The 25991-nt window shown below is 50.8% G+C and carries 25 protein-coding genes; 10 read left to right on the top strand and 15 right to left on the bottom strand.

Annotation, left to right across the window (positions count from 1 at the left end):
* Positions 1–16: 16 nt before the first annotated feature.
* The 3 genes from IMCC3135_RS17455 to IMCC3135_RS17450 all read right to left on the bottom strand — a co-directional run bounded on the left by IMCC3135_RS17455 (position 17) and on the right by IMCC3135_RS17450 (position 2622).
* On the bottom strand, positions 17–1390 hold the full coding sequence (locus IMCC3135_RS17455; protein ID WP_088918778.1) for an adenylate/guanylate cyclase domain-containing protein: 1374 nt from the start codon (positions 1388–1390) through the stop codon (positions 17–19).
* 246 nt (positions 1391–1636) lie between these two features.
* Positions 1637–2374: a hypothetical protein gene (locus IMCC3135_RS34170; RefSeq protein WP_157736071.1), complete on the bottom strand. Its 738-nt coding sequence runs from the start codon at positions 2372–2374 to the stop codon at positions 1637–1639.
* Positions 2356–2622, bottom strand: a complete 267-nt coding sequence (locus IMCC3135_RS17450; RefSeq protein ID WP_157736070.1) for a hypothetical protein — start codon at positions 2620–2622, stop codon at positions 2356–2358. Before IMCC3135_RS17450 ends, IMCC3135_RS34170 begins: the two co-directional genes overlap by 19 nt.
* 355 nt (positions 2623–2977) lie before the next feature.
* Here IMCC3135_RS17450 and IMCC3135_RS17445 point away from each other — a divergent pair, with 355 nt between their 5' ends.
* Positions 2978–3847 carry a pseudouridine synthase family protein gene (locus IMCC3135_RS17445; protein ID WP_088921904.1) on the top strand — a complete coding sequence of 290 codons (870 nt, stop codon included), beginning with the start codon at positions 2978–2980 and terminating at the stop codon, positions 3845–3847.
* 53 nt (positions 3848–3900) lie between these two features.
* Here the strand turns inward: IMCC3135_RS17445 and IMCC3135_RS17440 are convergent, their stop codons facing one another.
* The 4 genes from IMCC3135_RS17440 to IMCC3135_RS17425 all read right to left on the bottom strand — a co-directional run bounded on the left by IMCC3135_RS17440 (position 3901) and on the right by IMCC3135_RS17425 (position 7058).
* Positions 3901–4572 carry an RluA family pseudouridine synthase gene (locus tag IMCC3135_RS17440; RefSeq protein WP_088918777.1) on the bottom strand — a complete coding sequence of 224 codons (672 nt, stop codon included), beginning with the start codon at positions 4570–4572 and terminating at the stop codon, positions 3901–3903.
* A 46-nt stretch (positions 4573–4618) separates the two neighbouring features.
* Positions 4619–4924: a Rho-binding antiterminator gene (locus IMCC3135_RS17435; RefSeq protein ID WP_088918776.1), complete on the bottom strand. Its 306-nt coding sequence runs from the start codon at positions 4922–4924 to the stop codon at positions 4619–4621.
* A gap of 9 nt (positions 4925–4933) precedes the next feature.
* Positions 4934–6571, bottom strand: coding sequence for an acetolactate synthase large subunit (locus tag IMCC3135_RS17430; RefSeq protein WP_088918775.1), 1638 nt, complete (start codon positions 6569–6571; stop codon positions 4934–4936).
* Between the two features lie 163 nt (positions 6572–6734).
* The gene (locus tag IMCC3135_RS17425; protein WP_088918774.1) at positions 6735–7058 is read right to left on the bottom strand and encodes a divalent metal cation transporter; all 324 of its coding nucleotides are present in this window, start codon (positions 7056–7058) and stop codon (positions 6735–6737) included.
* 728 nt (positions 7059–7786) lie between these two features.
* Between IMCC3135_RS17425 and IMCC3135_RS35315 the strand changes: the two genes are divergently transcribed.
* Positions 7787–8563, top strand: coding sequence for an efflux RND transporter periplasmic adaptor subunit (locus tag IMCC3135_RS35315; RefSeq protein WP_269467041.1), 777 nt, complete (start codon positions 7787–7789; stop codon positions 8561–8563).
* A 145-nt stretch (positions 8564–8708) separates the two neighbouring features.
* Here IMCC3135_RS35315 and IMCC3135_RS17415 read toward each other — a convergent pair whose 3' ends face one another.
* Both IMCC3135_RS17415 and nhaC read right to left on the bottom strand, forming a co-directional pair.
* Complete coding sequence (locus tag IMCC3135_RS17415; protein ID WP_088918772.1) at positions 8709–9272, bottom strand: HD domain-containing protein; 564 nt, start codon at positions 9270–9272, stop codon at positions 8709–8711.
* A gap of 124 nt (positions 9273–9396) precedes the next feature.
* The gene (gene nhaC / locus IMCC3135_RS17410; RefSeq protein ID WP_088918771.1) at positions 9397–10878 is read right to left on the bottom strand and encodes a Na+/H+ antiporter NhaC; all 1482 of its coding nucleotides are present in this window, start codon (positions 10876–10878) and stop codon (positions 9397–9399) included.
* A 190-nt stretch (positions 10879–11068) separates the two neighbouring features.
* Between nhaC and IMCC3135_RS17405 the strand changes: the two genes are divergently transcribed.
* Complete coding sequence (locus IMCC3135_RS17405) at positions 11069–11521, top strand: Lrp/AsnC family transcriptional regulator (RefSeq protein ID WP_088918770.1); 453 nt, start codon at positions 11069–11071, stop codon at positions 11519–11521.
* 65 nt (positions 11522–11586) lie between these two features.
* On the opposite strand, the gene IMCC3135_RS17400 is transcribed toward IMCC3135_RS17405, so the two are convergent.
* Both IMCC3135_RS17400 and IMCC3135_RS17395 read right to left on the bottom strand, forming a co-directional pair.
* Complete coding sequence (locus tag IMCC3135_RS17400; RefSeq protein WP_088918769.1) at positions 11587–12147, bottom strand: hypothetical protein; 561 nt, start codon at positions 12145–12147, stop codon at positions 11587–11589.
* 45 nt (positions 12148–12192) lie between these two features.
* Positions 12193–12618 (bottom strand): YgiW/YdeI family stress tolerance OB fold protein, encoded by a 426-nt coding sequence (locus tag IMCC3135_RS17395; RefSeq protein ID WP_088918768.1) that lies wholly within the window; start codon positions 12616–12618, stop codon positions 12193–12195.
* 117 nt (positions 12619–12735) lie between these two features.
* Between IMCC3135_RS17395 and IMCC3135_RS17390 the strand changes: the two genes are divergently transcribed.
* From IMCC3135_RS17390 to IMCC3135_RS17360, 7 genes are all read left to right on the top strand, one after another.
* A complete protein-coding gene (locus IMCC3135_RS17390) occupies positions 12736–13407 on the top strand; it encodes a response regulator transcription factor (protein WP_088918767.1) in 672 nt (223 codons plus the stop codon).
* Entirely contained in the window at positions 13404–14651 is a 1248-nt protein-coding gene (locus IMCC3135_RS17385; RefSeq protein ID WP_088918766.1) for a sensor histidine kinase, read from the top strand. Before IMCC3135_RS17390 ends, IMCC3135_RS17385 begins: the two co-directional genes overlap by 4 nt.
* Before the next feature lie 633 nt (positions 14652–15284).
* Complete coding sequence (locus tag IMCC3135_RS17380; protein WP_088918765.1) at positions 15285–15545, top strand: hypothetical protein; 261 nt, start codon at positions 15285–15287, stop codon at positions 15543–15545.
* 43 nt (positions 15546–15588) lie between these two features.
* On the top strand, positions 15589–16653 hold the full coding sequence (locus IMCC3135_RS17375) for a radical SAM/SPASM domain-containing protein (RefSeq protein WP_157736068.1): 1065 nt from the start codon (positions 15589–15591) through the stop codon (positions 16651–16653).
* Between the two features lie 2 nt (positions 16654–16655).
* The gene (locus IMCC3135_RS17370; RefSeq protein ID WP_088918763.1) at positions 16656–17903 is read left to right on the top strand and encodes an HlyD family secretion protein; all 1248 of its coding nucleotides are present in this window, start codon (positions 16656–16658) and stop codon (positions 17901–17903) included.
* Positions 17904–17905: 2 nt separating this feature from the next.
* Positions 17906–20059 carry a peptidase domain-containing ABC transporter gene (locus tag IMCC3135_RS17365; RefSeq protein WP_088918762.1) on the top strand — a complete coding sequence of 718 codons (2154 nt, stop codon included), beginning with the start codon at positions 17906–17908 and terminating at the stop codon, positions 20057–20059.
* A 209-nt stretch (positions 20060–20268) separates the two neighbouring features.
* On the top strand, positions 20269–20517 hold the full coding sequence (locus IMCC3135_RS17360; protein WP_088918761.1) for a hypothetical protein: 249 nt from the start codon (positions 20269–20271) through the stop codon (positions 20515–20517).
* A 170-nt stretch (positions 20518–20687) separates the two neighbouring features.
* Here IMCC3135_RS17360 and IMCC3135_RS17355 read toward each other — a convergent pair whose 3' ends face one another.
* The 4 genes from IMCC3135_RS17355 to IMCC3135_RS17340 are packed head-to-tail and all read right to left on the bottom strand — an operon-like array spanning position 20688 to position 25848.
* Positions 20688–22769, bottom strand: a complete 2082-nt coding sequence (locus tag IMCC3135_RS17355; protein WP_088918760.1) for a nitric oxide reductase activation protein NorD — start codon at positions 22767–22769, stop codon at positions 20688–20690.
* Between the two features lie 14 nt (positions 22770–22783).
* Entirely contained in the window at positions 22784–23602 is an 819-nt protein-coding gene (locus IMCC3135_RS17350) for a CbbQ/NirQ/NorQ/GpvN family protein (RefSeq protein WP_269467040.1), read from the bottom strand.
* Positions 23599–24984 (bottom strand): cbb3-type cytochrome c oxidase subunit I, encoded by a 1386-nt coding sequence (locus IMCC3135_RS17345; RefSeq protein ID WP_088918759.1) that lies wholly within the window; start codon positions 24982–24984, stop codon positions 23599–23601. The genes IMCC3135_RS17350 and IMCC3135_RS17345 overlap by 4 nt, the downstream gene beginning before the upstream one ends.
* A gap of 18 nt (positions 24985–25002) precedes the next feature.
* Positions 25003–25848: a c-type cytochrome gene (locus tag IMCC3135_RS17340; protein ID WP_088918758.1), complete on the bottom strand. Its 846-nt coding sequence runs from the start codon at positions 25846–25848 to the stop codon at positions 25003–25005.
* Positions 25849–25991 lie beyond the last annotated feature (143 nt).

Here is a 25991-nt window from a genome sequence, read left to right as displayed (position 1 = left end):
AAACACACACGTAGAATCATTTCGCGCTCGCCTCATAGAATACGATGGGGTGAGTGCGGCCTCGGAGTATTTCACTGCCCTTTTTCTTGAATGCAAATCGTTCATGGTCACAAAGCTGCATAGTGCGAAAAGAAACCAGATTGGCGGTATTGTATTGCTTGCTTAATACCTGGAGTCGAGAGGCAATGTTGACACTATCTCCGTATACGGTATAGCTCAATCGTACTGGTGTTCCGATAAATCCTCCAACCACTGTGCCAGTATTGATCCCTGTGCGGGTGGACAAGGTTATGCCTCCTTCAAACTGATACTCATGCAAAACCCTCTGAATTTCAAGAGCTGCTGATATCGCACTACTGGCGTGATCAGGATCCTCGGTTGGCAGGTTGAAACTTGCCAGAATCGCATCACCCTGAAACTGATTGATTACTCCATGATTGCGCTCTATGGGTCCTGAGATAAGGAGGAAATACTCATTCAATACCGCGATGAGATTCTCAGGTGGCAGGCTCTCTGCAAGGCTGGTAAACGAGGTCAGGTCTACAAACAGGATGCTGGCTTCACGGGTTTCAGTTTGTGCATTGATCAGCGGTCCATCACTTTTCTCAATTTGAGAAGCGACGCCCTCCGGGATGAATAGTGAAAGGCTTTCTGCTGTTCGACCATCGACAATCGATCGGACCATCAGACGTCGTGCTCTGGAAATTGCAAGTGTCAGAATGAAAGTAACGACCAGAATTGAAATCATCTTGTCGAGTTCACCACCAATCAGTACGCTGTTGGATGTCAGATATATAACATAGTCATTCGTTATGACAGAACGACCTGACTCATCCAGGATGGCAAGAACCATCAGAAGCAACCAACCCGCAGCGCCCACAATACCGGATAGAAGTACGTAGCCTGGCTCAAAACGTAAAGCACGAAGCGCGATGAAAATGAATATGTACAGCAATGTCGGTGACTTCAGATAGAACGAAGGCGGCTGCATATATTGAAGATGAAAAGACCAGATCAATCCTAGTAACAAGCCCATATCTACCAAAATAGACAGGAACAGGATCCAGTGAGCCAAACGTGATGTGTAGGATAAGTACAGACGTAAACACGCGAAAACAAAATAGGTGCCCAGAAATATAGGCACGGGTTCGAACTCTGCACCTATGGGTGAGGTTTTAGGTGCCATTGTGTAGAGAACCGAAAACACGACCAGTATGGCGATCTGAATCCAGCTGATGAAGCGTTCGCTACTATTTTGCTGTTCCTCAATAGCACCCCGAATGCTCTCTGGAAGGTCGGCATACTCCTTGCCGCTCAACAACCACTCGTGCTTCGACTTTAGAAGCTCAAGAAGATTCAAACGCAGTGATTCGAAGGATTTATCGAACAAGTTTGAATTCTCGCTGCTATAGGAATTGTCCTGTTTTTTAACAAAGAGCGCGATGTATCATCGGGACTTATAGCTCTTCCGACTGTGGTCTGTTAGAAAGGTTCCGAATCTGGTTTTAGGTGCGCTAAGCATTCCAGCTAATGGATAGTCAGTAATGCGGCTGAATTCCTGGCGTCAGGGCTTTGGACGAGAAGCATTGATGTTGATTATTGGCTCCGCAATCTGCGAAGCCAATATCAGCTGTAACTAGCTACTGCTTGTCGCAGTAAGGATGAGTGCTGTGTTTCCTTGTTGCTGGAAAGTGAAAACTTGTCGTGTGAGGCTTCCTCCCAGAATGCTGTTGAAAGAGTCGCCCATATCACTCTGTGTCTGTGATGGAAAACTGAATTGACCATCGTCTGTTACTACGCATGTCACAACAGTTACCAAGGCCGTTCCTGCGAATGAAATGTTAGCCGCTGAGATAGTAATATGGGCATCAGCATTAGTTCCCGGTGTCCAGGAAAAATTGGTAGCCGGCGTAATTGATTGGCCTTGTTCTGGAGAGATGAAAATCAAGGGTTCCACTGTTGGCATATCTACATTGGAAAATTCAGGGAAAACATCACCGGGTATATTCAGTGTTAGTTGCGAAGGTGTGGGGCCAGGTACTGATTCGGGCTCGGATGTATAAAAAATGAATCCTGATTGTTCATTTCTCTGTAGCTCTATATAGCTGCCAGCACTGGAACTAAAAGGCAGGGCTTCGCCAGCACTCACCAGTTCGGGGATCAGATCGCTATTCAAATCTGGAATGCTGGTATCCGGACCCAGGTTCAGATCTGACGAATCGATGGTTTCAACCGTGCAAGCATTCAAATCCAGCCCGGCTGTAAAGGAGGAGGCAATCAGGTTTCCTGCGATGTCAGAAGCATACCGAACAAAGGTTCCCTCTGCAGTGACCTCATTATCCGAAACATCCTCATTCACTGAGACATAGCCCATGAACTTGATATCGCCACTGATACTTCCGGAGTTGTCACTGCCAGTGTCTCCAGTGTCTCCAGTGCCTCCAGTGTCTCCAGTGTCTCCAGTGTCTCCAGTGTCTCCAGTGTCTCCAGTGCCTCCAGTGTCTCCAGTGCCTCCAGTGTCTCCAGTGTCTCCAGTGTCTCCAGTGTCTCCAGTGTCTCCAGTGTCTCCAGTGCCTCCAGTGCCTCCAGTGTCTCCAGTATCTCCAGTAGTGTTTTCTCCATTACCCTCAGGGCTGTCGTCCAGATTGTTATCAGGGTCACTGCTTGACGAGCCACCACAGGCCGTAAGGGAAAGCGAGAGAAAAACCGTTACCAGGAAACGTGTATTCATAAGTAATCATCCGATTTGAGCATCTGACAGGAAACAACGATGGCAAAAACTATCGGCTATGAGACTACGCGAATATCTTCGAAGGCATGATGATCCAAAAGTACAGTCAGACCTGCTGATCACTATCGCAAGGTGATGGAATACAGCCCGGAAGAAGGCGGCTGCCATGAAGAGTTGAACATGCAGGCCCAGCAGATATAGATTGAAATGCGTTAAAGTGTATGTCCTGACGCTGTTATGACGCCAATGCCAGATATTATCGAAACCAGCCTGACCATCGATGTCGACAGTAGTCAACTCAAGGCCAGCCAACTACTGGCCAATCACACAAATCTGTCTCAGGCAAAAGTGAAGGATGCCATGCAAAAAGGCGCTGTGTGGTTGCTGCGAGGCAATGGCAAGAAACGGTTGCGGCGTGCCAGCAAACCCTTGCAAGCAGGGGATAAGCTGGAGCTTAACTACAATGCCCAGCTGCTCACTCAAGCTGTACCAGAGCCACAGTTGATCCACGATGCGAAGGATTACAGTGTCTGGTTCAAGCCGTACGGGCTTTATTGTCAGGGCAGTCGCTGGGGAGACTTTGCCAGTATTAATCGCTGGGTGGAGATCAACCTGCCCAAGGTGCTCAATACGACAGAGCGTCCTGTGTTTATCGTGCACCGGCTTGATCGGGCAACAACAGGACTCATCTTGTTATGCCACAGCAAAACTGCTGCTCGTCTATTCAGTGAGATGTTTCGTGACGGAAAGATGGATAAGCGCTATCAAGCGATCGTGGAGGGTGATTTCAGCGTTCACCCACAAGATCATGAGGTGAATCAAGCCGTTGATGGAAAGGCGGCATGCAGTTTCTTTTCCTACGTCGATGATAAAGATGGTTGCTCGTTGGTGAATGTGAAGTTGATCACAGGGCGTAAACATCAGATTCGTCATCACTTGAGCAGTCTGGGATATCCCATTGTCGGTGATCGGCTATATGGAAATGGCACTGATGAAAACGAGGGCAGAGACTTACAGTTGCAATCGGTGTCGTTGCAATTTACCTGTCCCATGACAGGCCAGGAGCAGCAATACTCGGTGGCTGAGAATCAGCGATTGCAGCTGGACTCCAGGTAACGCTAGAATCGTTGAACCGAGACCGAGGCGCGTGTGCAGATCCAACAGACAAGCTAAAAGGGTGAAGGGCAAACCGCGTGCACCTGTTCACCAGTAGCCGGATGCACGAAGTCTAGTGTTTGTGCATGCAGCATCAACCTGTCAGCCAAGCGCAGGCTGTGCTCATCACCGTAAAGGTCACAGCCAAGAATAGGGTGCCCGATGGATTGGCTATGAATTCTTAGTTGGTGCGTGCGGCCTGTTTCCGGTCGAAAATGCACAACACTGCGAGCTGGTGATTCCCACCGTTCTTCCACCTGGTAGTGAGTGAGTGCAGGTTTTCCCGATATCTGGCAGATTTTCAGGCGCGGAAAAATTGAACTGTCTTTCGCAATGGGATCATCTATCACGCCCTGATCTGCTTTCAGATGGCCCTGCAATACAGCCCTATAGCCTTTTGCAATAGAGCGTTGCTGGAACTGCCTGGTGAGATGCGCGTTGGTTGGTTTATCCAGGGCCACCACCATTATTCCCGATGTGCCAAGATCCAGACGATGCGCCAAGGTCGCCGTCGGGAAATCCTGAACAAGACGAAAGTGAACAGAGTCCTTGTTGAGCGGATTCTTGCCCGACAAACTCAGCAACTTACTGGGTTTCGATATGAGGAGCAAAGAGTCATCCTGATACAGCAACTCGATGTCATCCAGACAGGCAGGTGCTACAAAAGTGTCGACTATGTCATTCACGTGGGCAGGGTTTTCAAGGATTATCGGTCGATGATAACCGACTACGCTAAGAGCGCGGCTTGAAAGTCCGTTCCTCAAAGCGTCGAGGCTCTGAACGCACGACAATCTGCTTGATTTGATCAAGGCGAATGGATTCGCGCAAATCGTTCTCCAGTTGAACAATCAGATACTCACCATTGGAGTCTTTTTCAGTCGTTACAGCGCAGCCGCGAACGACACCCTCGTGCTTGACGATATCAACCTCGCAACGATCCAGACAGGCAAGCTCGATGTAATCATAGTCTGAGCAATTGATTGGGGTGTAGGGTTCTACGTCGATGTCATGTCTCCTGTCGCAACTGGGCCTTTTCACTGGTTGGTATCAGACGATACAAGCACTCTCTTTCAACAACACATTGAGAATGTGGTGATTCAATGAATAGTCAATCGGCAAGTCGATAACATGTACACCTTTGCCGTTTAGTGCGGTTCCCAGAATCTCTACAAAATTCTCGTAGCTTTCAGCTTTGTGGCCAGTGGCTCCAAAGCTGTTTGCGTACTGAACAAAATCAGGGTTGTTGAAGTCAAGGCCAAAATTCTCAAACCCAACACCTTCTTGCTTCCATTTGATCATGCCGTAGGCGTTGTCAGTCAGGATGATGACAACGAGATCCAGATCCATCCGCACTGCCGTTTCAAGTTCCTGAGAGTTCATCAGAAACCCACCATCACCATTGACTGAGACGACCTTTCTATCAGGATTCAGTAATTTTGCAGCCATGGCTGAGGGTAGTCCAGCACCCATCGTCGCCAGAGCATTGTCCAGTAACAAGGTGTTGGGGGCATAGCATTCGTAGTTGCGAGCAAACCAGATTTTGTAAACACCGTTATCCAGCGTGACGATGTCTTCTGCTTCCAGATGGTCTCGCAGAACGCTGACCAATGCCTGAGGCAATACCGGAAAACGTTCATCCTTGAAGTATTTGGTAACGTGTGAATCCACATCGTCTCGTACTCTCTGGAAAAAGCTGAAATCCTGATCCAGCTTGCCAAGCTTGTTTGTCAGGCTGCTGATGGTGCTGGAAATGTCACCAACCACATTTAATTGTGGAAAATAAACATCGTCCACAGAGGCTGCATCAAAATTGATATGGATGACGTGCTTGCCATTTTTCTCCATGATAAAAGGCGGCTTTTCGATAACATCGTGCCCGACGTTGATAATCAAATCTGCACGTTCGATCGCGCAATGAAGGTAGTCATGATCTGACAAGGCAGCAGTACCGATGAATCGCTCATGGCGCTCATCCACGACCCCTTTACCCATTTGAGTGTTGAAAAAATAGATGCCTGTTTGATCAATGAACTCTTTAAGTGACTCGCTGGTGCGTTTTCGGTTGGCGCCGGCTCCGATCAGTAGTAACGGTAATTTGGCTGCCTTGATCATCTTCACCGCTGCATCGATAGACTGATCATCGGCATTGGGGCGTCGGTGTCCAACGACATCAAATACAGCTGCGCTAACTTCTTCCTCGGCTATATCTTCGGGCAATTCTATATAAGCCGCCCCCGGACGTTCGTCCATCGTGATTCTGAATGCTTCACGCACCATTGAGGGCAGGTTATTTCCATCAACCACCTGCCTTGAATACTTTGTAACAGGGGCCATCAAGCTCACTACGTCAACAATCTGAAAACGACCCTGTTTACTCTTGCGGATCGGCTTTTGCCCGCCCAGCATGATCATAGGCATACCACCGAGTTGCGCGTAGGCAGCAGCAGTCACAAAATTGGTTGCACCGGGCCCCAAGGTCGACAAGCAGACGCCGGGCTCACCTGTTAACCGGCCATAGTTGGCTGCCATGAATCCTGCAGCCTGTTCGTGGCGAGTCAGAATCAGTTCAATGCTCGATTTCCGGAGCGAGTCAAGAAAGTCCAGATTCTCTTCACCTGGAATGCCAAATATGTATTTAACGCCTTCATTTTCCAGGGCTTTGACAAATAGATCTGAAGTCTTCATGCGCAATATTCCCGTTGAATAGCCTACACGTTACCAGCAATCATGAAGTGCAGCGGCGCAGTCGCCTTTACAGTGGTTAGGTGCAGTCAGCTGACGAAGACGATCCTGAGTCAGGACAACCCCAGAATTGCAAGCCCGAATATCTGCGCCAGCAGCACTAAGTTCAGTGACAGAACCACAGTTGCACCGAAGCGGCCATGATTACCATCGCCATGTTGACCATGCCGGCAACAGCCAGGGCTATAACCACTTCTCGATTGGAAAAGGTCAGTATCTTCCAACGATCCTTGTTGTTCTGCACCTTCGCACGATGCTGCGTCAGGCCTGAGTGAAGGTAGATAGCATGTGGCATAACGGTGGCACCAACAATGCCAACAGCAATCGTCAACGCCGCGCTATCAGGCAGTGATGGCGTCACCAGCCCTGAGCCAACTTGCCCCCAACTGACGGGGCAATAAATGGACCTGTTAGAGCTGTACTGATTCAATAAAACTTAGCCAAGGCTTTGTTTCTACCTTCATGCTAATAAATATTGACCATGTACTGATTAAGCATCAGGAATAAACCTCGTGACGCCAAGGCCATGTTGGGTAACGCGTAGCGGCCATGAAATTCTCAAAACTCCTGATAGTGGCGCGGTTGAGGCGTAAACGTTCGCACATCAGGTCTCACTCTGAGGTCTCTCAATGGCAACTGTCGCGTCAGCTCTTGCGACTTATTGATCAAGCAAGGTTGCATTCATGGAAAACACTCAGCATGCTAACTATATACATACTAACAATCACTATGCTAACTAAAAGACACTCCCATTTGCATCTCCACTTCGCGCACTTACTAGAAGAGCGCCTGCGTGTTCGCCTGGCACCGCTTGGCATTCACCCACGGCAGGCACGAGTACTGGATCTTCTCGAGAAGCTGGGTCAGGCGTCGCAGGTAACGTGCTCAAACTTTCAAAGCATGGGCACAGCTCGTTAAAGCAGATTTACCAAGAGTGGAATGAAGTTGATCGGGAGATATATGAGGTAGTTGGTGATCAGTCTGACAATCTTGCGACCTTGACACTCCGGCTTCGAAATGCATTTGGTGGCTTTTCGCCGGGTGCTGAGGAGCTTGATGAAGAGCAGCCAGGCTCACCGTCCCAGCCTTCGAAATAATTTCGAACTAAGTACGTCGTACATCCTTTCGATGACGATCACTTACACAGAGAAACACAACATGTACAAACCGCTAGACACTACCTGGGTGTACACCAACCCAGGCTCGACATTGCGAGCCACGGCCATGATAGACACACTGGCTCTGAGCCTTGCGGCCTGCAGTGAAAAAACAGAGGCTGAGGCTAAAGCCACGCCTCCAGTAGAGGTCGTTGCTTACACCGTAAAAAGTAGCGAAGTACCCGTTTCAAGTGAATTGAATGGACGTGTCGTCGCTGCCGTTACCGCCGAGATCCGCCCTCAAACGGGCGGCATTGTGCGTAAGCGCCTGTTCACCGAGGGCAGCACAGTGGAGGCAGGGCAGGTACTGTACGAGATAGACCCTACCTCGGCGCAAACCTCAGTCGCTGATGCCCAGGCGATACTGGCAAGTGCTGAAGTGGCTGTCGCCAGTGCCAAGGCCAAGACGGTGCGCTACCAGGAACTGGTGCGAATTGAGGCGGTCAGTCAGGAAAGTGCTGAAGAAGCCGAGGCCGCCTACAAGCAGGCAGTCGCAGCGGTTGCCTCCGCCCAGGTGCGGGCTGCCAATGCCAGTATCGGGGCGGCGCGGGCAGCCCGCTTTCCGAGTATCACACTGACCACCAGTGTTGGCACAAGCAGCAGTCAATTGTCGCAACTCTTTGGTGGTGGTACGGGTTTATGGACTTTTATCCCGTCAGTCTCGGTGCCCATTTTTGACGGAGGAGCTGCCAAGGCTGGTGTGCTGGAGGCTGGAAAGCTCACTTTCGGTGTTGACGGACGGTGCAACGCTCGTATTACACCGCGCAACAGAACATGATAGCGACCCGATTAGAGGAGGCTAGTAACTGGGTGACTCTCTATCGTGTGTTGGGAGGAGGCTGGCAGTCCTGATGACTGGCTCGTAGAATTGCCGAGCAGGATAAATCCGATCAACGGATGATCGAATTTTTCCTGCTCAGAGCTCAGCCAGCTTCCCCAAACCGGGGCTCCCGTGTAAACACTTCGTTGATCATAGGGCGAAAGAATGACAAGGGCTTGCTTGTATAGTCCGGATCGAAACAGTTCTCGTCATACTTCTCACAGAACTCTACGGCATCGGCATACCAGTGGTTATCGCGATAACGTTCACGGGCATGCTTGTCAACGCCTGTCTGCTCACCGTAGTAGTACATCTGGAAAATGCCATGGGTCTTGATGATCCAGTACAGCCTTTCGCTGACGTACGGCCTGAGGATGGCTGCAGCCATTTCGCTGTGGCTATGCGGAGCTAGTTCATCACCAATATCGTGTACCAGTGCTGCCACCACATACTCGGTAGACCGGCCATCATGATAAGCGCGTGTTGCTGATTGCAGGGAGTGTTCGAGGCGAGAAACACGGTAGCCGCCTAGCGATTCTTCGAGTTTTTGTAATTGCTCTTCTATTCGCTGAGGCAGTTGCTTTGCATAGGCAACTTCTATTTCCTCAAGAAACGCGTACTCTTCGGCAGTGCCGTCTCTCATGCGCGTGAATGCGACTGTCTTCATGTTGATCCTGTTATGTGAGGGTGATCAAGTCGTGGTGTTAACCATGATATTACACCCTCACATAGCAGTTCTTACTCGTCCTTGATGGACTCTGAAGTCTGATCTCAAGGATCTACTTCATTTTTCAGACATCAGCGGTCTGCTTTTCATCGACGGACTTTGCAAGCGCGGGCTCTGCTGAAGCTGGTGGTAAGTCCTTAGGGTCTGTGTCTGTTTCAGGGGCAAGGGGTTTGATAGTCCATCCCATATAGCCAAACAGTATCGTGACCAGCGGTGACACCCAGCAAAATACCGCAAACGGTGCGTACAAGATGGTTGGTACACCCAGTGTGGCTGCCTGATAGGAACCACCTGATCCCCAAGGCACGAGCGGATCAACAACCGTACCTGCATCTTCGGTGACACGGGACAGGTTCTCGGGCGCCAGGCCCCGATCTTTGTACGCCGGGGCATACATGCGTCCAGTCAATACCAGAGACATGTACTGGTCGCACAACAGGAAATTGGAGCCGATGGCTGTCAATGCAGTTGTCAGGATCAACGACCCTGTGGAGCGTGCGTATGACAGGATCTTGTTGGCGATCACCTGTATCTGACCGGTACTCTGCATGACACCACCGAACATCATCGCAACGATAATCAGACTGACCGTATAGGCCATTGATTCAAGGCCACCTCGGCTGAGCAAGGCATCAACATCGGCATTGCCGGTCTCGGCAGTGAAGCCTGACATCGCCGTATTGAGTGTTGCCGTAAAGTCAGCTCCCTGGACCAATATCGAGAAAATGATGCCGGCAATAGCACCGATTGCAATGCCGGGAATAGCGGGTACTTTTCGAAAGCTCAATACCATGACAAGCAAGGGGGCGATCAGCAATAGAGGATGAATGATGAAAGTCTGTTGCAGCATCTCAAGGATTGAATCAACACGGGAAACATCTGCGCCCTGTGGCGTGTATGCCTTACCGACGATTGCATAAAATATCAATGCGATGCCAAAAGAGACCACCGTTGTCGACATCATGTGACGAATATGTACGTAGAGATCGACACCCACCATGGCTGGAGCCATATTGGTTGTGTCTGATAGTGGTGACATCTTGTCGCCAAAATAGGCACCTGAAAGTACAGCGCCAGCCACCAGCGGTGTCGGAAGACCCAAACCGGCGCCCACACCCATCAAGGCCACACCCACGGTGCCGGTCGTGCCCCAGCTGGTGCCAGTGGCTGACGAGGCAATAGCGCAAATGATCGGACAGGCAAACAGAAAAATTGAAGGGGAGAAGATCTGTAATCCGTAGTAGACCAGGGTCGGTACAACACCGCCCAGAATCCACACGCCGATCAATATCCCAACGAGCAACAAGATGATGAGAGAGCTTAGTGCATGTGTAATGCCGTTGATCATGCCATCTTGAATGGTTTTCCAGTCAAAACCGCAGTACAGAGCCACCGAACTGGCCATCACCACACCAAAGAGCATGGGCATATGAGGTGCCAGACCAAATATTGCAATCGAAACGCCAAGACCTATTATAAGCGAAAATAACGATATCAATGCCAGTCCAAGACTGGGTATGCGCGGTTCGTTTTTCGGTTTCTTCATGAATCTCTGCAACGATGGTTTTGTTGGAAATAGAGCATCACGACGAATACCGAGACACTCGTTTGACCTAAATCGTTTTAATGAACGATTCAGGATGCACTAGTGTCCGTGACAATAGTGGCAAAGTAAATTGACTAAATGAGCAAATTGGGTGGTATATTTTTCAATTTGATTGTTGTGACTTATCAATATGGCACTGGATGACCTGGATCAGAAGCTAATTACAGAGCTGCGTCATGACGGACGACTGTCGATATCCGACTTGGCAAAAACACTTGGTGTGTCGCGAGCGACATTGCGTTCACGGCTTGAACGGCTCATAAGCTCCGGAGAAATACTTGGTTTTTCCGTTGTCCTCAAAGAGGATCGACATGAATTGCCGGTTTGCGCCACCATGTTGATGGCCATAGAAGGCAAGCGTGCGAACAGTGTGATTCATCAACTCTATGGCATGCCTGAAGCCCAGTCAATCCATACGACCAATGGTCGCTGGGATCTCGTTGTTGAACTGGGTGCCGCCGATCTGGCGGCGTTCGATGCCATCCTTGGCCGTATTCGCATGCTAGAGGGCGTGTCTGCTACTGAAACAAGCCTTCTTCTGGTAACCCACAAGCGAACCTCATCGAACTTGCGCCAGTTTTGATCGCAGTAACAAAATCCACGCCCGAATTGCCAGTCTCCATCCGGGAAAATGCAACTGCCTGACTATCAGGGTTGGGCAAAGTAAGGCTCTAGCAAATCAAGCGATACAGGACGTGCCTCAAGGTCGTTCTCCAGCAAATCATCGAAATCACCTTCACCCAGGAACAGGCTGCCGTCCTGGATGGCTATCAGATCAAGCAGGATTCTTTCTTGACCACTAACCGCGTCGGTGTAACTGAAGTCGATCTGTGTTGCTGACAACCCGCTGGCCGTTAACACCGTATCGCCCATGCTGAAGGTACCTTGTAGATCAACGTCATCATCATCCACGACGGCCGTGGTGCAGCCGGCATCCGAAAATGAGGCGGCTGACGCTGTGAACCCAGCGTCAGAGAAACTGACGCTCTCTATTTCGTAGCCATCAGTAGCATCATTGACATCATCGAGAATACAGCCCGTGCTCCAGCTGCCTGTCAGATCTGCAGCACTCAGACCTGGTTGTGTGTTGTCAGCAACAGGCTGCGATTCATTGTCATCGTCGTTGTCACTGCAGGCAGTGAGTGCCAGGCTGCACAATACGATGCTGCCAACGATGCTCAATGAGCGTTTTTTCATGAACTTGTTCATAGGATTTTTCACTAGCCTTGAGTTATTGATTAATTGAGGTAAAGTTCAGGACGCTTCTGTCAATTCCACCCGTTCGACTTCAATGAAGGGTTTGCGCATCAGTTCGTTATCTATTTCACCCGTAATCCTGACCGGGGTCTTGTCATCGAAGCTGAAAGCCGGCATGTCTTCGACTTCCAGTTCAATCCGGATTTCACCACTTGCATCAGCAAAACGATAAAAATCTCCCCCCTCATGCAGAACGACCAGGCCCTGCAAGCTGACGTGTGCATCATCGACAGGCTCAGCGAGTACATCAGCCACCGAGGCATAGACGGCTTGTTCTGTTGGCCCCAGGTATTGAGCAAGTGCAACAATGGGCAGAGCCACGGCAGCACCGATCATCATGAGCATCAAGCCTTTTTCCACTCTCTTGAGCCTGGGCAGCTCTGAACTGCTGCGAGCCGACTCAGAGTGGATGAGTTTCAACATCTTCGTTCTCCGCAGAATGTGTTCTACAATTCGAATTTGAATACTGCACGATCGCGTGTGAAGCGTTTGTGAAGCGTTTGTGAAGTGATAGTTGAGGGTAGGGCGTACAAGGAAGTCATGAGAATACTGATCATCGAAGATAGCCAGCAGATCATGGAAACCGTGGTCGATTATCTGGAACTGGAAGGCCTGGAGTGCGACTGTGCGTATGACGGGCAACAGGCCCTGGCCCTGGCTGCCACTGAATGCTTCGATGTCATCGTGGCCGATATCATGATGGCGCGACTGGATGGTGTCAGCGCTGTGCGACAGATGCGTGAAAAGCTCAAGGTGCTGACGCCTGTCATTTTTCTCACTGCACGCGACTCCCTGGCAGACAAGCAGGCTGCCTTTGAGGCGGGCGGTGATGATTATCTGGTGAAACCCTTCGCCATGCAGGAGTTGTTGTTGCGTATACATGCACTGGCCCGGCGTAGGGAGGTTGCAACGGTGCGCAAGGTGGAATTTCTCGGGGTTTGCTGCAATCTGTCGACCCACGAAATATTCTGGCAGGGTCGCCCTGTCAAGCTGGGTCGACTACAACGGCAAGTGCTTGCTCATCTTCTTCAGCAAGCGCCTGCCATGGTCAGTCGCGAAGCCTTGATAGAGGCGGTGTGGGGCGACCAACCTCCAGCCACCGACTCACTACGCAGCCATGTTTATGGTTTGCGTACATCACTCAAGAGCGCCAATATCCCCATCAGCGTGGAAACAGTTCACGGCGAAGGGTATCGGCTCATCTCACTGTGAAGTCACAGACCGCCTCCTTGCACCGCCGTTTTTCCAGTGTCTTGATCGCAGGCGTAAGCCTGCTGGCGATGATTTTTGCCTCCCTGTATGTCGTTACTCTGGTACAGCTGGAAGATGGCATGGAGAAGATCAGCCTGAACCACTGGCTGGATGTTGAAGTGCAACGCTACTCTCTGGACTGGGCCGAACTAGGTAAACAGACCAGTGAGCCCAACCCGTTTGAATTTGATTTCTTTGGTCCCGATCGGGCTCCGCCAGGCTGGCTGGGAAGCTACACGGACTCGGGGTTCCACGAGCATGAACTGGGCGATGAAGACAAACATTTCGTGGTCGCCGAACACCCTTCTGGCAAAGGGCTGATGTACCTGGTATTCAAGGATAACGCTGATGATTATCTGGATGGCTATGAAAGAAAGCTGCATACGACAGCCGTTGTGCTTGCCCTGTTAGGCATTGCCGCCATGCTGCTGGCAAGTCTGGTACTGGCCCGTCGATTGTCTCGGCCTCTGCGGGCAGTGGCAGACAAGATACGCGACCTGTCACCGGATGGCTCGACCATTCAGGTGGACGCCCCTTACACCGAATTACGGGCCATCGAAAAGGCGCTGGCCGATGCGCAGCAACTGGTCGCCGCATCGTTGCGTCGCGAAAGGGAGTTCAGTCGCTTTGCCTCGCACGAGATACGGACGCCATTGACAGTGATCAAGGGTTCCTCAGAGTATCTGGCTCGCGCATGGCCGCAAGCTGATGCCAAAGGCCGTGCGGTTGCCCGTATCGAAAAGGCCAGTGATGACATGGCCATTCTTATCGAGACCTTCTTGCTGCTGGGACGATCGGAACTGATTGATGAGCAAATGGCGGATGTAAATCTGGCAAGTCTTGTGGCAGAGCTGGTCCAGGTCGCCGAGCACGCCAGACGACAACGTCATGCGACAGAGAATCACTCGTTAAGTATCGATATTGATGCGGCTGTTACGATAAAAGCGCCGACCATATTTTTGCACGTACTAATGCATAACCTGATCACCAACGCACTGGACCATGCCGCCGGCCCCATTTTCCTACAAGCAGATCAGAACAACATTTCCATCAGCAATCCTGTAAGCAATGAAAGCCGCAGTTCAAGCGGGTATGGCTACGGCCTTATTATCAGTGAACGTATTTGCGAACGCATGCAGTGGCAATTAGAGCTCAGCAATGATGCTTCATCATTTATGGTAGAAATCGGCATGGCCGCTGAGTAATAACGCCAGAGGGAATATTACCTATCTAAGGGTGGCTAGCGTCTGGCCAGATTGCCGTTCATAATCATAAAGACAAAGAGGTCATTCATCTTGCTCATGGATGGCTTGAGCTAAGTATCTTGGTTGCATATAAAAACTGCACTGTTTGTGAAAAGTGAGAATAGCCTGAAGAGCTCATCTTCAGTCACCCTTCGATGATCAGTTGTGAGTAATAAGGTTCAGGGTTTAACCTCTCACAGGACTGCCCGGTAATAATGGCCCCTGAAACGCCATCTATTAGTCGAGGTTAGTTCTTTTCATCGATCTGATACGCACATCCATAGCTGCAATAAAAGCTTGATAGAGCAAGGCAAAAGGGGATATTTCCCTGTCTCCTGCAAAGTAACGAAAGATTGACACAACCTACGGATAGTTGATTGAACGATAGCATTGATATTATCTTGGCCGCGTTGTCAGCCGACAGAGCTTGCAACGAATTGAAGATGTTCAGTGCAGTACATCCGATAGACAGGTAGCCCAGCTTGTATTCAGCCAAGGCTGAAAGAGGCGAGCAATAATCTTCATGGAAAGACTTATTCGCATCAGGGCTATATGTGTGTCGTCCATCGCAATATCATAAAGGGATGTAGAACTATGACTACTGAGAAACGCGGTTCCGAGAAACTACTGAATTCAGGAAACAGCTTGTGTTCATTGACTGCAGAAGAAATCTCGCAAGTGGCGGGAGGTATCAATCCAATGAATCTGCTGTGGCCCAATGACATTTTTCCATTGGGAACAATCGACCCTGATGTTTTCAGGGGGCTGACTAACCGGGGCACGCTCGTCAAGCTGGAGAAGGTGGGAAGAGTCATGAATATTCCTACCGGAAAATCTATCAGCAACGGCTACTGATTCAGGTAAGCCTGTCGATTAGAACGTCAAGGAGATGAGAGCAATGGGACCTACTGGAAAGACACGAATCGTTCAGATTCATCCAACACGAAAGTGCAATCTCAGTTGCAAGCATTGCTACTCATCCTCATCACCGCAGGAGAGCGAATCGCTAGAGCCTGCTGTATTAAAGGATGCATTGGATGATCTTGCAGATGAAGGCTATGACTGGGTGAGCTTCTCTGGAGGTGAACCCTTGGTGTATGAACCGCTCGCAGAGCTTTTGAGCCATGCCAAAGGGATCCAGATGCAGACCTCGCTTGTCAGCAACGGGATGCTGCTTACCGGCGCAAGGCTGGATGCTATCGAGAATGATATCAATGCTCTGGTCATGTCCCTCGATGGCAAACCTGATTCACACAATACAATGCGTAACTCATCTCGTGCGTTTGAAACGATGGAAAGAAACCTGTCGCAGCTTCGCAGGCGTGGAATCAGCTTCGGATTTCTGTTTACACTGACTCAGAATAATCTTGATGAACTTCCTTGGGTTGTCGAGTTTTGCCTGAAATCAGGTGCCAGCGGACTGATGATACATCCGCTTGAGAACACCGGAAATGCCACCACGCAACTGTCAGGAAAAGCCCCCGATACCATTGAGAGTACTCATGCATGGTTACTGGTAGAGCATCTGAAGAAAAAATTGGGCGGCCGCTTGAACATACAATTGGATCTGATTCATACCAGTGCATTCGAGCAGAGTCCAGATCAATTCTTTCTGGGCGACTACGCCACACCTTTGCAAGGTAGGCTGGCCGAACTGCTATCGGTACTTGTTATTGAACCTGATGGCGAAGTTGTTCCATTGCAGTATGGTTTTCCAAGAGAATACTCGCTTGGAAATCTGAGAGACTGCCGTATCAGCGACATGGTGAGTGGTTGGCAAAATCGCCTTGGTCCTGAACTGAACAAGTTGAGTACCGGGTTGTACTCATCACTGGAAAATGCTGGTAATGGATGCTTCATCAACTGGTACGAACGGCTGGGGCTGTATGCCAGACAGACCCGAACAGTGTCTCTGCCAATACGTAGAACTGCCTGGAATATGTCCACCGCAGGGGTTGCCTGATCATGCGCAGCTCACTATTTCGCAAAGAGGCCCTGGAGCAACAGAAGCAACCATTGGAGGGGACCTTGCTGATAGCGGCCTCCCCCAAAGCCACCGTATTAACGCTCATGGCATTTGTCATCTCCATTTGTCTGGTGGTCTATCTATGCTTGGGAGAATTCAACAGAAAAGCGAGTGTGCAAGGGTATCTATCTCCGGATAAAGGCCTGGTCAAGGTCTTCCCACAGGTGGTTGGTACGCTGCTTGAACGGCGAGTAGAAGAGGGGATGCTGGTTCAAAAAGGTCAAGTGCTGGCCGTCATATCAACAGAACGTGGCAGTTTGCAGGTACGCGATGCAAACGGCGAAGCCATTCGATTTCTGCAAGCCCGACTGGACAGCCTGAACAATGAGCTTGTTTCCTATAAGAAGATGGATATTCTTCGCAAGCAAACCGTTGAGAGTCGACGAATCAATCTGGCTGATGAACTCCTGCAGTTGGAGGTGTCCATACGCACATTCAAACTACGAATGCAGAACTCACGGGAAGAAAGCAAACGATTCGAAGAATTGAAAACATCCGGGTTTATAGCCAGCTCTGATGTGTACCGGCAACAAGATATTTCAATGGAGTTACGCGGTAGATTACAAATATTGGAACGTGACAGAATTGCATTACTTGGACGTCAGCAGGCCCTGGACACAGAGCTGGCCAGTGGCGAGCTGGATTCGCAATTGCAACAGGAGACATTAAGGCAACGCACCATGGAGCTGCAGCAACAACGTAGCGAGTATCAGACTAACAATGAGATAGTCGTCGCTGCACCTGCCGACGGTATTGTGACTACCATTCTTATTCAACCCGGGCAGCAGACTCGACGCGATGCACCTTTGTTGAGCATCATTCCCGAAGGGGCGCGCCTGGAGGCAAGACTACTGGTCCCTAGTCGTGCGATTGGTTTCGTAACACCCGGTCAGGAAGTTGCATTGCGCTATGCCGCTTTTCCCTATCAACGTTTTGGTCACTACCGGGGCGTGGTGAATTCCATAGCCAGAACCTTACTGTTACCCGGTGATGTCGATTTACCAACGCCGCTGACATCACCTGCCTATCTGGTGACCGTGGACCTTGAGAAACAATCGGTTGCAGCTTATGACAAGGAGTTCCCATTGCAGGCCGGCATGTCATTTGATGGTGATGTACTACTCGATAGACGAACCATTATGCAATGGATGTTCGATCCTCTGTTCAGTCTGACGAAAAGGAGCTGAATATGGCGGCCATTAATATGCTTGAATTTGTAGGGGGCTCCAGAACTCCCATCGTTCTGCAGAATGAAGCGAATGAATGTGGTCTTGCCTGTCTGGTGATGATTGCCTGCCATCATGGCTACAAGACAGATCTTGCTAGCCTGCATCAACGAAATCTGGGCACGGCCCGTGGTGCACGCCTCTCCGACCTCATGCAAACGGCAAGTCAGCTGAAGTTGGCGGCACGTCCGGTCAAAGCTGATCTGGATGAATTGAACAAATTGCAGCTTCCGGCAATTTTACATTGGGATTTCAATCACTACGTCGTATTGACACGTGTTGGTCAAAAGAACCTGGAAATTCACGATCCCGGCACAGGCAAGCAAAGTCTGAGCTTGAAGGAAATGTCAAAACACTACACCGGCATCGCATTGGAAGTGCTGCCCGAGGCCGATTTTGTTGCCAGAGAAGAGCGTCGAAAAATCAGCCTGCGTCATTTGCTGGGCAGAATACAGGGCCTGCCAAAAGCTGTCACAACAATCATAATGCTGGCTCTTGCGCTGGAGGTATTCACTCTCGCTGCCCCTCTTTTCATGCAACTGGTGGTCGACAGTGCCATCGTATCCAACGACAAAGATCTGCTGACTCTGTTGGCTATCGGATTTCTGTTGCTGAGCTTCATTCAAGTCAGCGTCAGCTTACTACGCGGTTGGGTCATCATGGTTATCAGTAACCAGTTGAACCTGCAGTTACTCAGCAATCTTTTTCGACACCTTGTTCGGCTTCCCATGATCTGGTTCGAACGTCGCCACCTGGGTGATGTCATTTCACGCTTTGACTCCATGGGAACCATTCAGACAACCCTCACGGGTAGCTTTCTTACCGCAATGATCGATGGTTTGATGGTTATTACCACGTTTGCAATGATGATGTTCTATGCAGGCAGTCTGTCGGCTGTGGTGGTAGTCGCCGCACTCAGCTACGCACTGGTTCGGCTGGCTCTGTACAGGCCGCTGAGGCAGGCACAAGAGGAGGCAATAACCCGTGGTGCCAAACGCCATACGCACTTTCTGGAGACTGCCCGTGGAATCCAGAGTATCAAACTGTTTGGCCGACAGATACTACGCCGCACACAATATGAAAGCCTGATGGTAGACCAGTTCAATGCTGGCATTCGGGTGCAGAGGTTGGGTCTGGCCTATCAATGTGTCAATGGGCTGATCTTTTCATTGGAAAACATTGTCGTTGTCTGGATTGCAGGGGTGATGATTCTGGATGGCCGGTTCTCAGTGGGGATGCTGTTTGCCTTTCTTGCCTACAAACAACAGTTTATTTCACGCACCACCAACTTGATCGAGAAAGGGATTGAATTGAAAATGCTGAGCTTGCATACCGAACGTGTCGCAGATATCGCTTTAAGCGATGTGGAGCCTGAGCGTCACAATGCAGAACCACTGGCAGAGGGCGAGATGCTGGATATACGCGTCAGTGCACTTTCCTATCGTTATTCAGAAAACGAAGAGAAGATTCTTGACGATTTCAGTATGCATATTTCACCTGGTGAGTGCGTTGCCTTGGTAGGACCATCAGGGTGTGGCAAGACAACCCTGGTCAAGCTACTGCTTGGGTTACTACCGCCAGAGTGCGGGGATATCTTCATCGGTGGTCAGTCACTAGAAAAACTGGATCTGACCGCCTATAGGAATCAGGTAGGTACGGTCATGCAGGATGATCAATTGTTTGCCGGTTCCATAAGCGACAACATCACCTTCTTTGATCCAACACCCGATATGCAGTTGGTGCAACAGGTTGCCAATATGGCTGCCATCCATCGCGAGATAGTCTGCATGCCACTGCAGTATCACTCGATGATAGGGGATATGGGCTCTGTGCTGTCGGGTGGGCAGAAGCAACGACTGCTTCTGGCTCGAGCCTTGTACAAGAGGCCTCGCATTCTTGTGCTGGATGAGGCAACCAGTCATCTGGATGTGGCTGGGGAAAAACTGGTGAGTTCCGCTGTCATGCAGTTGCCAGTTACACGAATCATCATTGCTCACCGGCCAGAAACCATTGCATCTGCTGATCGTGTCATCGAGATGCAGATCAGGAGCATAGCGGAGATTCCTGTGAAAACGCAATCCTGTGTGGAACAGGCTCATTCACAGTTCAGCACCTGACTTTACGCATGGGCACGATCAGGAAAAGCGATCAATGAGGACATGAAACCAGAGTTGTATTTAATCAGGAAATTAGCTCATTTTCAGGTTCTTCGGCATACGCAGATTTTTCGCCAAGAAAATATCATGGCGAAAAAAATGTAACAAGACGATCCTTATTCAGGGTCATTTCGGCAGCAAAGTCGCTGCAAGCAACAGGAGTTGTAATCATGAAAGTATATCAATCTACCGATTTGCAAACTCTGACACCTGATGAAATACAGTGTGTCGGTGGCTCCGTTAGAACAATCGGAAAGTTGCCAAGAGCGCAGGATATGCACGGAAATACCATTAGTATGGAAGAATATATGGATTTGCAATTGGGGATCATGAAAACAGGCCAACTCGGCTCCCTGCATGATTTCTACTCCAAGGGGTTCAATGCTGGGAAACCGAATATCCTGACTGATCCAAAATGAGACGAGTTGAGCACGTCACAATTGATTGCCTGGATTGATAATGTGATCTCGGTTTGACGTGTTATCTATTCGACAGAAACCCCTTCTATCACTGCAAAGTCAGGCGGTGATAGAAGAGGGCAGAGAATGTCAGCCGCCAGGGGAAATTCAGAGATCGCGCTAACAATCATTCAAACCAACAAACGTCGCAACCAGTCCAGCAATACGGTTGGCAGTAATTCAGGTTGATGCAGTAGCGCATAACGATGCGGTCCAAAAATGAAAGGCATGTAATTGGCAGCCTGGCGATCTACGGTCAGACAAAATGGGGCAATGCCTTGCAAACTTGCCTCTTGCACCGCCTGACGCATATCCTCAACACCGGTCCGACCTTCATAGTCATCGATGTCATTCGGTTTGCCGTCTGAGAGCATCAGCAACAATCGGCGCTCGCTCGGTTCACGCATCAACAGAGCGGTTGCATGGCGCAAGGCGGCACCCGCCCGGGTGTAATTTTCAGGTTCTAGCCCAGCGATTTTCAATGCGATCTGATCGCTATAGGGTTCGCTAAAAGACTTGACGGATCGTACTGTCACAGCACGTGGGCCTTCACCCGAAAATGCCTGAACACTATAGGGCGTATTAAGGCCATCAAGTGCAAGACAGACCAACAACAGAGCTTCGCGTTCGACATCGATGATTCGTTTGCCACCACTCACCAGGCTATCTGTTGAACCGCTGATATCGACCAGTAACAGGACGGCCAGGTCACGCCTGTTGCGTCGTTCATTGCTATACAGCCGTTGTTCCAGTGGCAAGCCGGCTCGATACGCCGCCAGACTTTCAACATAGGCGGCCAGATCAATATTGTCGCCATCATGCTGACGGTAATAGCGTGTGCGCACGCTACGCAGTAGCTCGAAGCGACGCCGAATTTCGTGCAGCATGGGTGCGCGTTTGGCAAGCGTATCGTCGACCCATTGCTGTGACCCACAGTTGGCCGATCGTAACAACACAGTAGCGCCCGGGTATTGGTAAGTGCCGGAGCGCCAATTCCATTCCGGGTAATTCAATGAGTCCGCTGCATTAATGTTGATCGGAATGATTTCTGCGCGTGCACGCGGATCCGGAGAGTCATCAGATAACAGGTACTCTCGCGCCTTCCCAGGCGTCGAGACAAGACGCGCCTCTGGGACTTCAGACAAGGCATCGGCAAAGTCCTCGGCCGCCGTATCCGCGTCACGGTCAGTTGGTCGTGAAAGCCCCATCGGATCTTCGGCCATCTCATGCGGAGCTGCCGTTTGTACCATCCAGGCCCCTGGGGATTGATCATCTTCATCATCCTTTGCCTCTCGAACCTCTGGACGACGTTCTAGTCGTGCACTACGCGTCGCCGAGTCGATCTGCTCATCGGACTCAGGATTGCAAGCTGAGAGCGAACCACCGCGTTCCAGCTGTTTCGGGGCACGCAGCTCTCCAGTCCACTGATCCGGCCAAAGCCATGGCCTCGACACCGCAGCGTTTGTCATCGCGCTGGAGCCCGACAGCCAACTGTCGTAAATTGATTCAGCGAATGCCAGGGTCTGGGCGGGTGTGACACAGGCTGTCATAGGAACAAGGCCAGGAAGGGCAAACAAACGAGCAAGATCGACAGGGCGTTCAAGTGGTGCTGTCATCAACTCGCGCACACACCTTTCAAACGGTTGCTTTGAAGCAGGGAAGTCGTTGAGTGAAGGTCGTCGTATCAACGCGTCCTGACCCAATGATGCAAGCGGGGTGGCCGTGCCGGGCAGCATTCGAGCCAGAACGCTGTCGCCGGCATGGGCCTCAAGCAGACGATACAAGTCCCTCACCAGCGCTGGTGCCTCGATTGGGAACCAGGTTGCACTGCCGCGAGAAGCCCGTACGGCCTGACGCAATGCAAGCAGTCGAAACCGTGCCATGGTTGCTGGCTCGGAGTCGGCCTCCGGCAAGGTTGCTGGTAACCACAGGCGAGTCCCGTCAGTCGACCCGATTGCCTCATGCGATGCAGGCAGGTCCTGGCGTCGCAACAAGCGTGCAAGCACCGTCGCTCTGGCCGGTGTTTGAGCAGTCCGGATGGTAAAGCTACGCCCGAAAGCGGCTTCGAGCAACAGGTCGAGTCGCGGTATGACATCGTTCAACGCTAACGGCGTATCCTCAGCCTGCCCAGATCGATGCCGCCGCCACAAATTCTGCGCATAAATAGTCGCGTGTCGTGCGGCGTCAGTGATGACATCTTCAGCTTCAGCCACGGATCATCCTCCGTTTAGATGAACATGGCATCAACCAGATCGCGCATCGCGCTACCCAGTGTCGGGTCGTCTGAAAGCGGTGCAACGATGGCTGTCTGACAAGCCAATTTGGGATCAATACCGCTATCGATCAGCCTTGCGGCTGCAATCAACAAACGAGTGCTTGGTACTTCAGCCAGTCCGCGATCGCGCAAGGCACGCAAACGCACCGCCAAACTGACCAGTGCATGGGCATTGGCGTAATCAACGCCGCCTTCCTGGCTGACTATCTGTACCTCTTGATCAAGCGGCGGAAAATCGAAATCCAGACCAACAAAGCGCTGACGAGTGCTGGGCTTGAGATCCTTGAGCATGCGTTGATAGCCCGGATTGTAGGACACCACAAGCTGGAATCCCTCGGCCGCTGCAACAGTTTCGCCCGTTTTATCAATAGGCAAAGTGCGCCGATGATCAGCCAGTGGATGCAGTACGACAATCGTATCCTGCCTGGCTTCGACCACTTCGTCCAGATAACAGATCGCCCCTTCGCGCAAGGCTCGAGTGAGCGGACCATCCTGCCATTGAGTGCCATCGTGTCGAACCAGAAAGCGACCGATCAGATCACTGGCGGTCAGGTCGTCATGACAGGCGATGGTGATCAGGGGACGCCCGAGTCGCCACGCCATGTATTCGACGAATCGAGTTTTGCCACAACCGGTTGGCCCCTTGAGCAATACGGCCAATTGACGTGCGTGGCATTGCTCAAAGACCTCCACCTCCTGGCCTGTTGGTAAATACCAAGGTTCCTTGTTGTCATGCTGTTCAGACAATCCGATTGGCTCAACGATGTTCACGCCTGTGCCGCTTCGCCACTGCCCGATATTGCCTGCTTTGGTGGAGCGGGTTCAACGACACTGATCAATTTGAAAACCGGTGGGAAACGGAAGAAATCAACAATGAACAAGCCAACACCAACCGTGAACATGGAAGCCGTTGCAATCAGCATCACAAAGTGAATCTGGATTCGGAGCTGAGCATCAAGATAGCCCATGCCCATGATTCGCTCTAGATACACTTGCCCGATACCCGCAGTAGCGAACGATAGTGTCATGCCGAACATACCGCCCAATTGCAGCCAGAAAGACCAATAACCCATTGCTGAACCTTCTTCTGGACGGCGTGTGATTGCCGGCAATGCATAGCTGATCATCGCCATCACAATCATTGCGTAAGCACCGTAAAAAGCAGCATGGCCATGCATTGCAGTGACGAGGGTGCCATGAGTCCATTTGTTGACTGCAGGAAAGGTATGGGCAAGGCCCAGCAAGCCTGCTCCGAAAAGCGTGAACACAGCACTGCCGACTGTCCAGTGCAAAGCAAGCTTGTTAGGGTGCAACATGCCGGAGCGACGAATCGCCGAATAGGCATATACAGCCATGCCTACCAAAGCAACCGGTTCCAGCGCACTGAAAATTCCACCAATCGGCAACCAATAGCTGGGGACACCAATCCAGTAATAGTGATGAGCTGTACCGATAACACCGGCAATGAACACCAGTCCGACAATGACATACAGCCACTTATCCATCACTTCACGATCAGCGCCTGAAAGCCGGATGAGCAAATAGGCGAGAAAACCACCCTGGATCATTTCCCAAACGCCTTCGACCCATAGGTGGATCGTCCACCACCGGTAGAAGACGGCAATCGTATAGTTTTCGAAATGCAGCAGCGCGGGCAGGTAGAGCAGGGCGGCTAGCCCTAAACCAGCAATCAACACACCCTCTGGTGTGGTCAGACGGCCAGCCTTCCTGATTGTCATACCGATGTTGTAGAGAAACATCAGCATCACGATAACAATCACGATTTTTGAGGGTAATGGCTGTTCCAATAGTTTGTTGCCCGTGCCATACCGAAACAGGTATCCGGTCACGGTAACCACACCCATGAGGGTCCAGAGCACCAATTGAACGTAGGCCAGCTTCGTGCTGTACAACTCGGAACGTGATTCATCCGGCACCATCCAGTAGGTGGCCCCCATGAATCCTGTTAACACCCAGACAATCAGTAGATTGGTATGGATGACCTTGGTGACATCGAAAGGCATGATGTAGAGTAGTGGATCAGGGCCGAGATACTTGGCCGCAGACAACAGACCAAAGACCAATTGCAGGCCGAACAGGGCTATCGCAACGGCAAAGTACCAGTAGGCGACAGACTGGGATTTGTATCGCATGAGAAGAGTTCCGTTGGATTATTTGAGCGAGGACAGATAAGCAACAAGTTGATCGACTTGTTCAGTCGTCAGCTCCATCGCATAGCCTGGCGGCATGAAAGAGGTGCCATCAGCTGAGTACATCGCACCGGGCACCAGATAGGCACCGGGCGAGACGATTGACTCATGCAGGTAGCTCTGTAAATCCGTCGCTTGCCCTGTATAGTCAGACGATGCAACCATTTTCTCGCTGCGACTGGCAATTCCCGCCAGACTCGGTCCGGCCATATCCACACCAGGTACAATGGAATGACAGGCGCCACAGGCTGGTGTTGTCGTCTTGAATACCTGCTCGCCCAGAGCGATCGGGTTCAATTCAGCATTCTGTGAACTGCCAGTTGCGTCGTCTGTTGTTGGTGTCTGTACCGCGACGGGTGCACCGCCGGGCATGCCAGCACCCGTTACCAGTATCGGTCGTGGTGGCCACCCTCCATTGTCGACATTGCTGACCCAATCGAGAAATGCGATCAGGTTGGTGATGTCATCCTCACTCAGATCCTGATTGGGCATCAACCGTCGATCTTTCTGTTCGTCATAAAATTGGGACGGATCGCGCATATAGGCTTTTAAATAGGCCTCACCACGATGCTGAGTGATTTTGGTCAGATCGGGTGCGTAATAAGCACCCTCGCCAAACAGGGTGTGGCAGTTAATGCAATTGTTATCGTGCCAGACGTTCTGACCCAGTTTTACTTCGGCCGTTATTTTGTCAGCATTGGTCAGTTTGCCGAATTGACGGTGACTATCAATGGTCATGCCGACGAATATGACAACGGCGAGCAAAGTCGAACCAATGGCAAACAGGCGGGTTTGGCGTTTGTTCATGTCAATGCACCCCTACACGGAAATTGCTGAGTAGTGGATCAGCGACATGGTGCCAGCGTAGGCAATCGCCGCCAGCATCAGAAAAACAACGACCCATCCGACGATCCGAAACGACTTTATCCAGGTTTGCACTCAACGACACT

Origin of the sequence: Granulosicoccus antarcticus IMCC3135, assembly GCF_002215215.1 — a bacterium.
Lineage (GTDB): Bacteria > Pseudomonadota > Gammaproteobacteria > Granulosicoccales > Granulosicoccaceae > Granulosicoccus > Granulosicoccus antarcticus.
The sequence above is the reverse complement of the archived record's forward strand: the minus strand, read 5'-3'. Positions and strand labels throughout refer to the sequence as shown.

Bases quoted from the DNA above. Each gene is read 5' to 3' on its own strand.
- IMCC3135_RS17400 (WP_088918769.1), bottom strand. From the start codon at position 12,147: ATGAACAAGTTCATGAAAAAACGCTCATTGAGCATCGTTGGCAGCATC.
- IMCC3135_RS17375 (WP_157736068.1), top strand. From the start codon at position 15,589: ATGGGACCTACTGGAAAGACACGAATCGTTCAGATTCATCCAACACGA.
- IMCC3135_RS17365 (WP_088918762.1), top strand. From the start codon at position 17,906: ATGGCGGCCATTAATATGCTTGAATTTGTAGGGGGCTCCAGAACTCCC.
- IMCC3135_RS17445 (WP_088921904.1), top strand. From the start codon at position 2,978: ATGCCAGATATTATCGAAACCAGCCTGACCATCGATGTCGACAGTAGT.
- IMCC3135_RS34170 (WP_157736071.1), bottom strand. From the start codon at position 2,374: ATGGGCTATGTCTCAGTGAATGAGGATGTTTCGGATAATGAGGTCACT.
- IMCC3135_RS17370 (WP_088918763.1), top strand. From the start codon at position 16,656: ATGCGCAGCTCACTATTTCGCAAAGAGGCCCTGGAGCAACAGAAGCAA.
- IMCC3135_RS17380 (WP_088918765.1), top strand. From the start codon at position 15,285: ATGACTACTGAGAAACGCGGTTCCGAGAAACTACTGAATTCAGGAAAC.
- IMCC3135_RS17390 (WP_088918767.1), top strand. From the start codon at position 12,736: ATGAGAATACTGATCATCGAAGATAGCCAGCAGATCATGGAAACCGTG.
- IMCC3135_RS17405 (WP_088918770.1), top strand. From the start codon at position 11,069: ATGGCACTGGATGACCTGGATCAGAAGCTAATTACAGAGCTGCGTCAT.
- IMCC3135_RS17345 (WP_088918759.1), bottom strand. From the start codon at position 24,984: ATGCGATACAAATCCCAGTCTGTCGCCTACTGGTACTTTGCCGTTGCG.
- IMCC3135_RS17450 (WP_157736070.1), bottom strand. From the start codon at position 2,622: ATGGAGAAAACACTACTGGAGATACTGGAGACACTGGAGGCACTGGAG.
- nhaC (WP_088918771.1), bottom strand. From the start codon at position 10,878: ATGAAGAAACCGAAAAACGAACCGCGCATACCCAGTCTTGGACTGGCA.
- IMCC3135_RS17395 (WP_088918768.1), bottom strand. From the start codon at position 12,618: ATGTTGAAACTCATCCACTCTGAGTCGGCTCGCAGCAGTTCAGAGCTG.
- IMCC3135_RS35315 (WP_269467041.1), top strand. From the start codon at position 7,787: ATGTACAAACCGCTAGACACTACCTGGGTGTACACCAACCCAGGCTCG.
- IMCC3135_RS17340 (WP_088918758.1), bottom strand. From the start codon at position 25,848: ATGAACAAACGCCAAACCCGCCTGTTTGCCATTGGTTCGACTTTGCTC.
- IMCC3135_RS17430 (WP_088918775.1), bottom strand. From the start codon at position 6,571: ATGAAGACTTCAGATCTATTTGTCAAAGCCCTGGAAAATGAAGGCGTT.
- IMCC3135_RS17360 (WP_088918761.1), top strand. From the start codon at position 20,269: ATGAAAGTATATCAATCTACCGATTTGCAAACTCTGACACCTGATGAA.
- IMCC3135_RS17415 (WP_088918772.1), bottom strand. From the start codon at position 9,272: ATGAAGACAGTCGCATTCACGCGCATGAGAGACGGCACTGCCGAAGAG.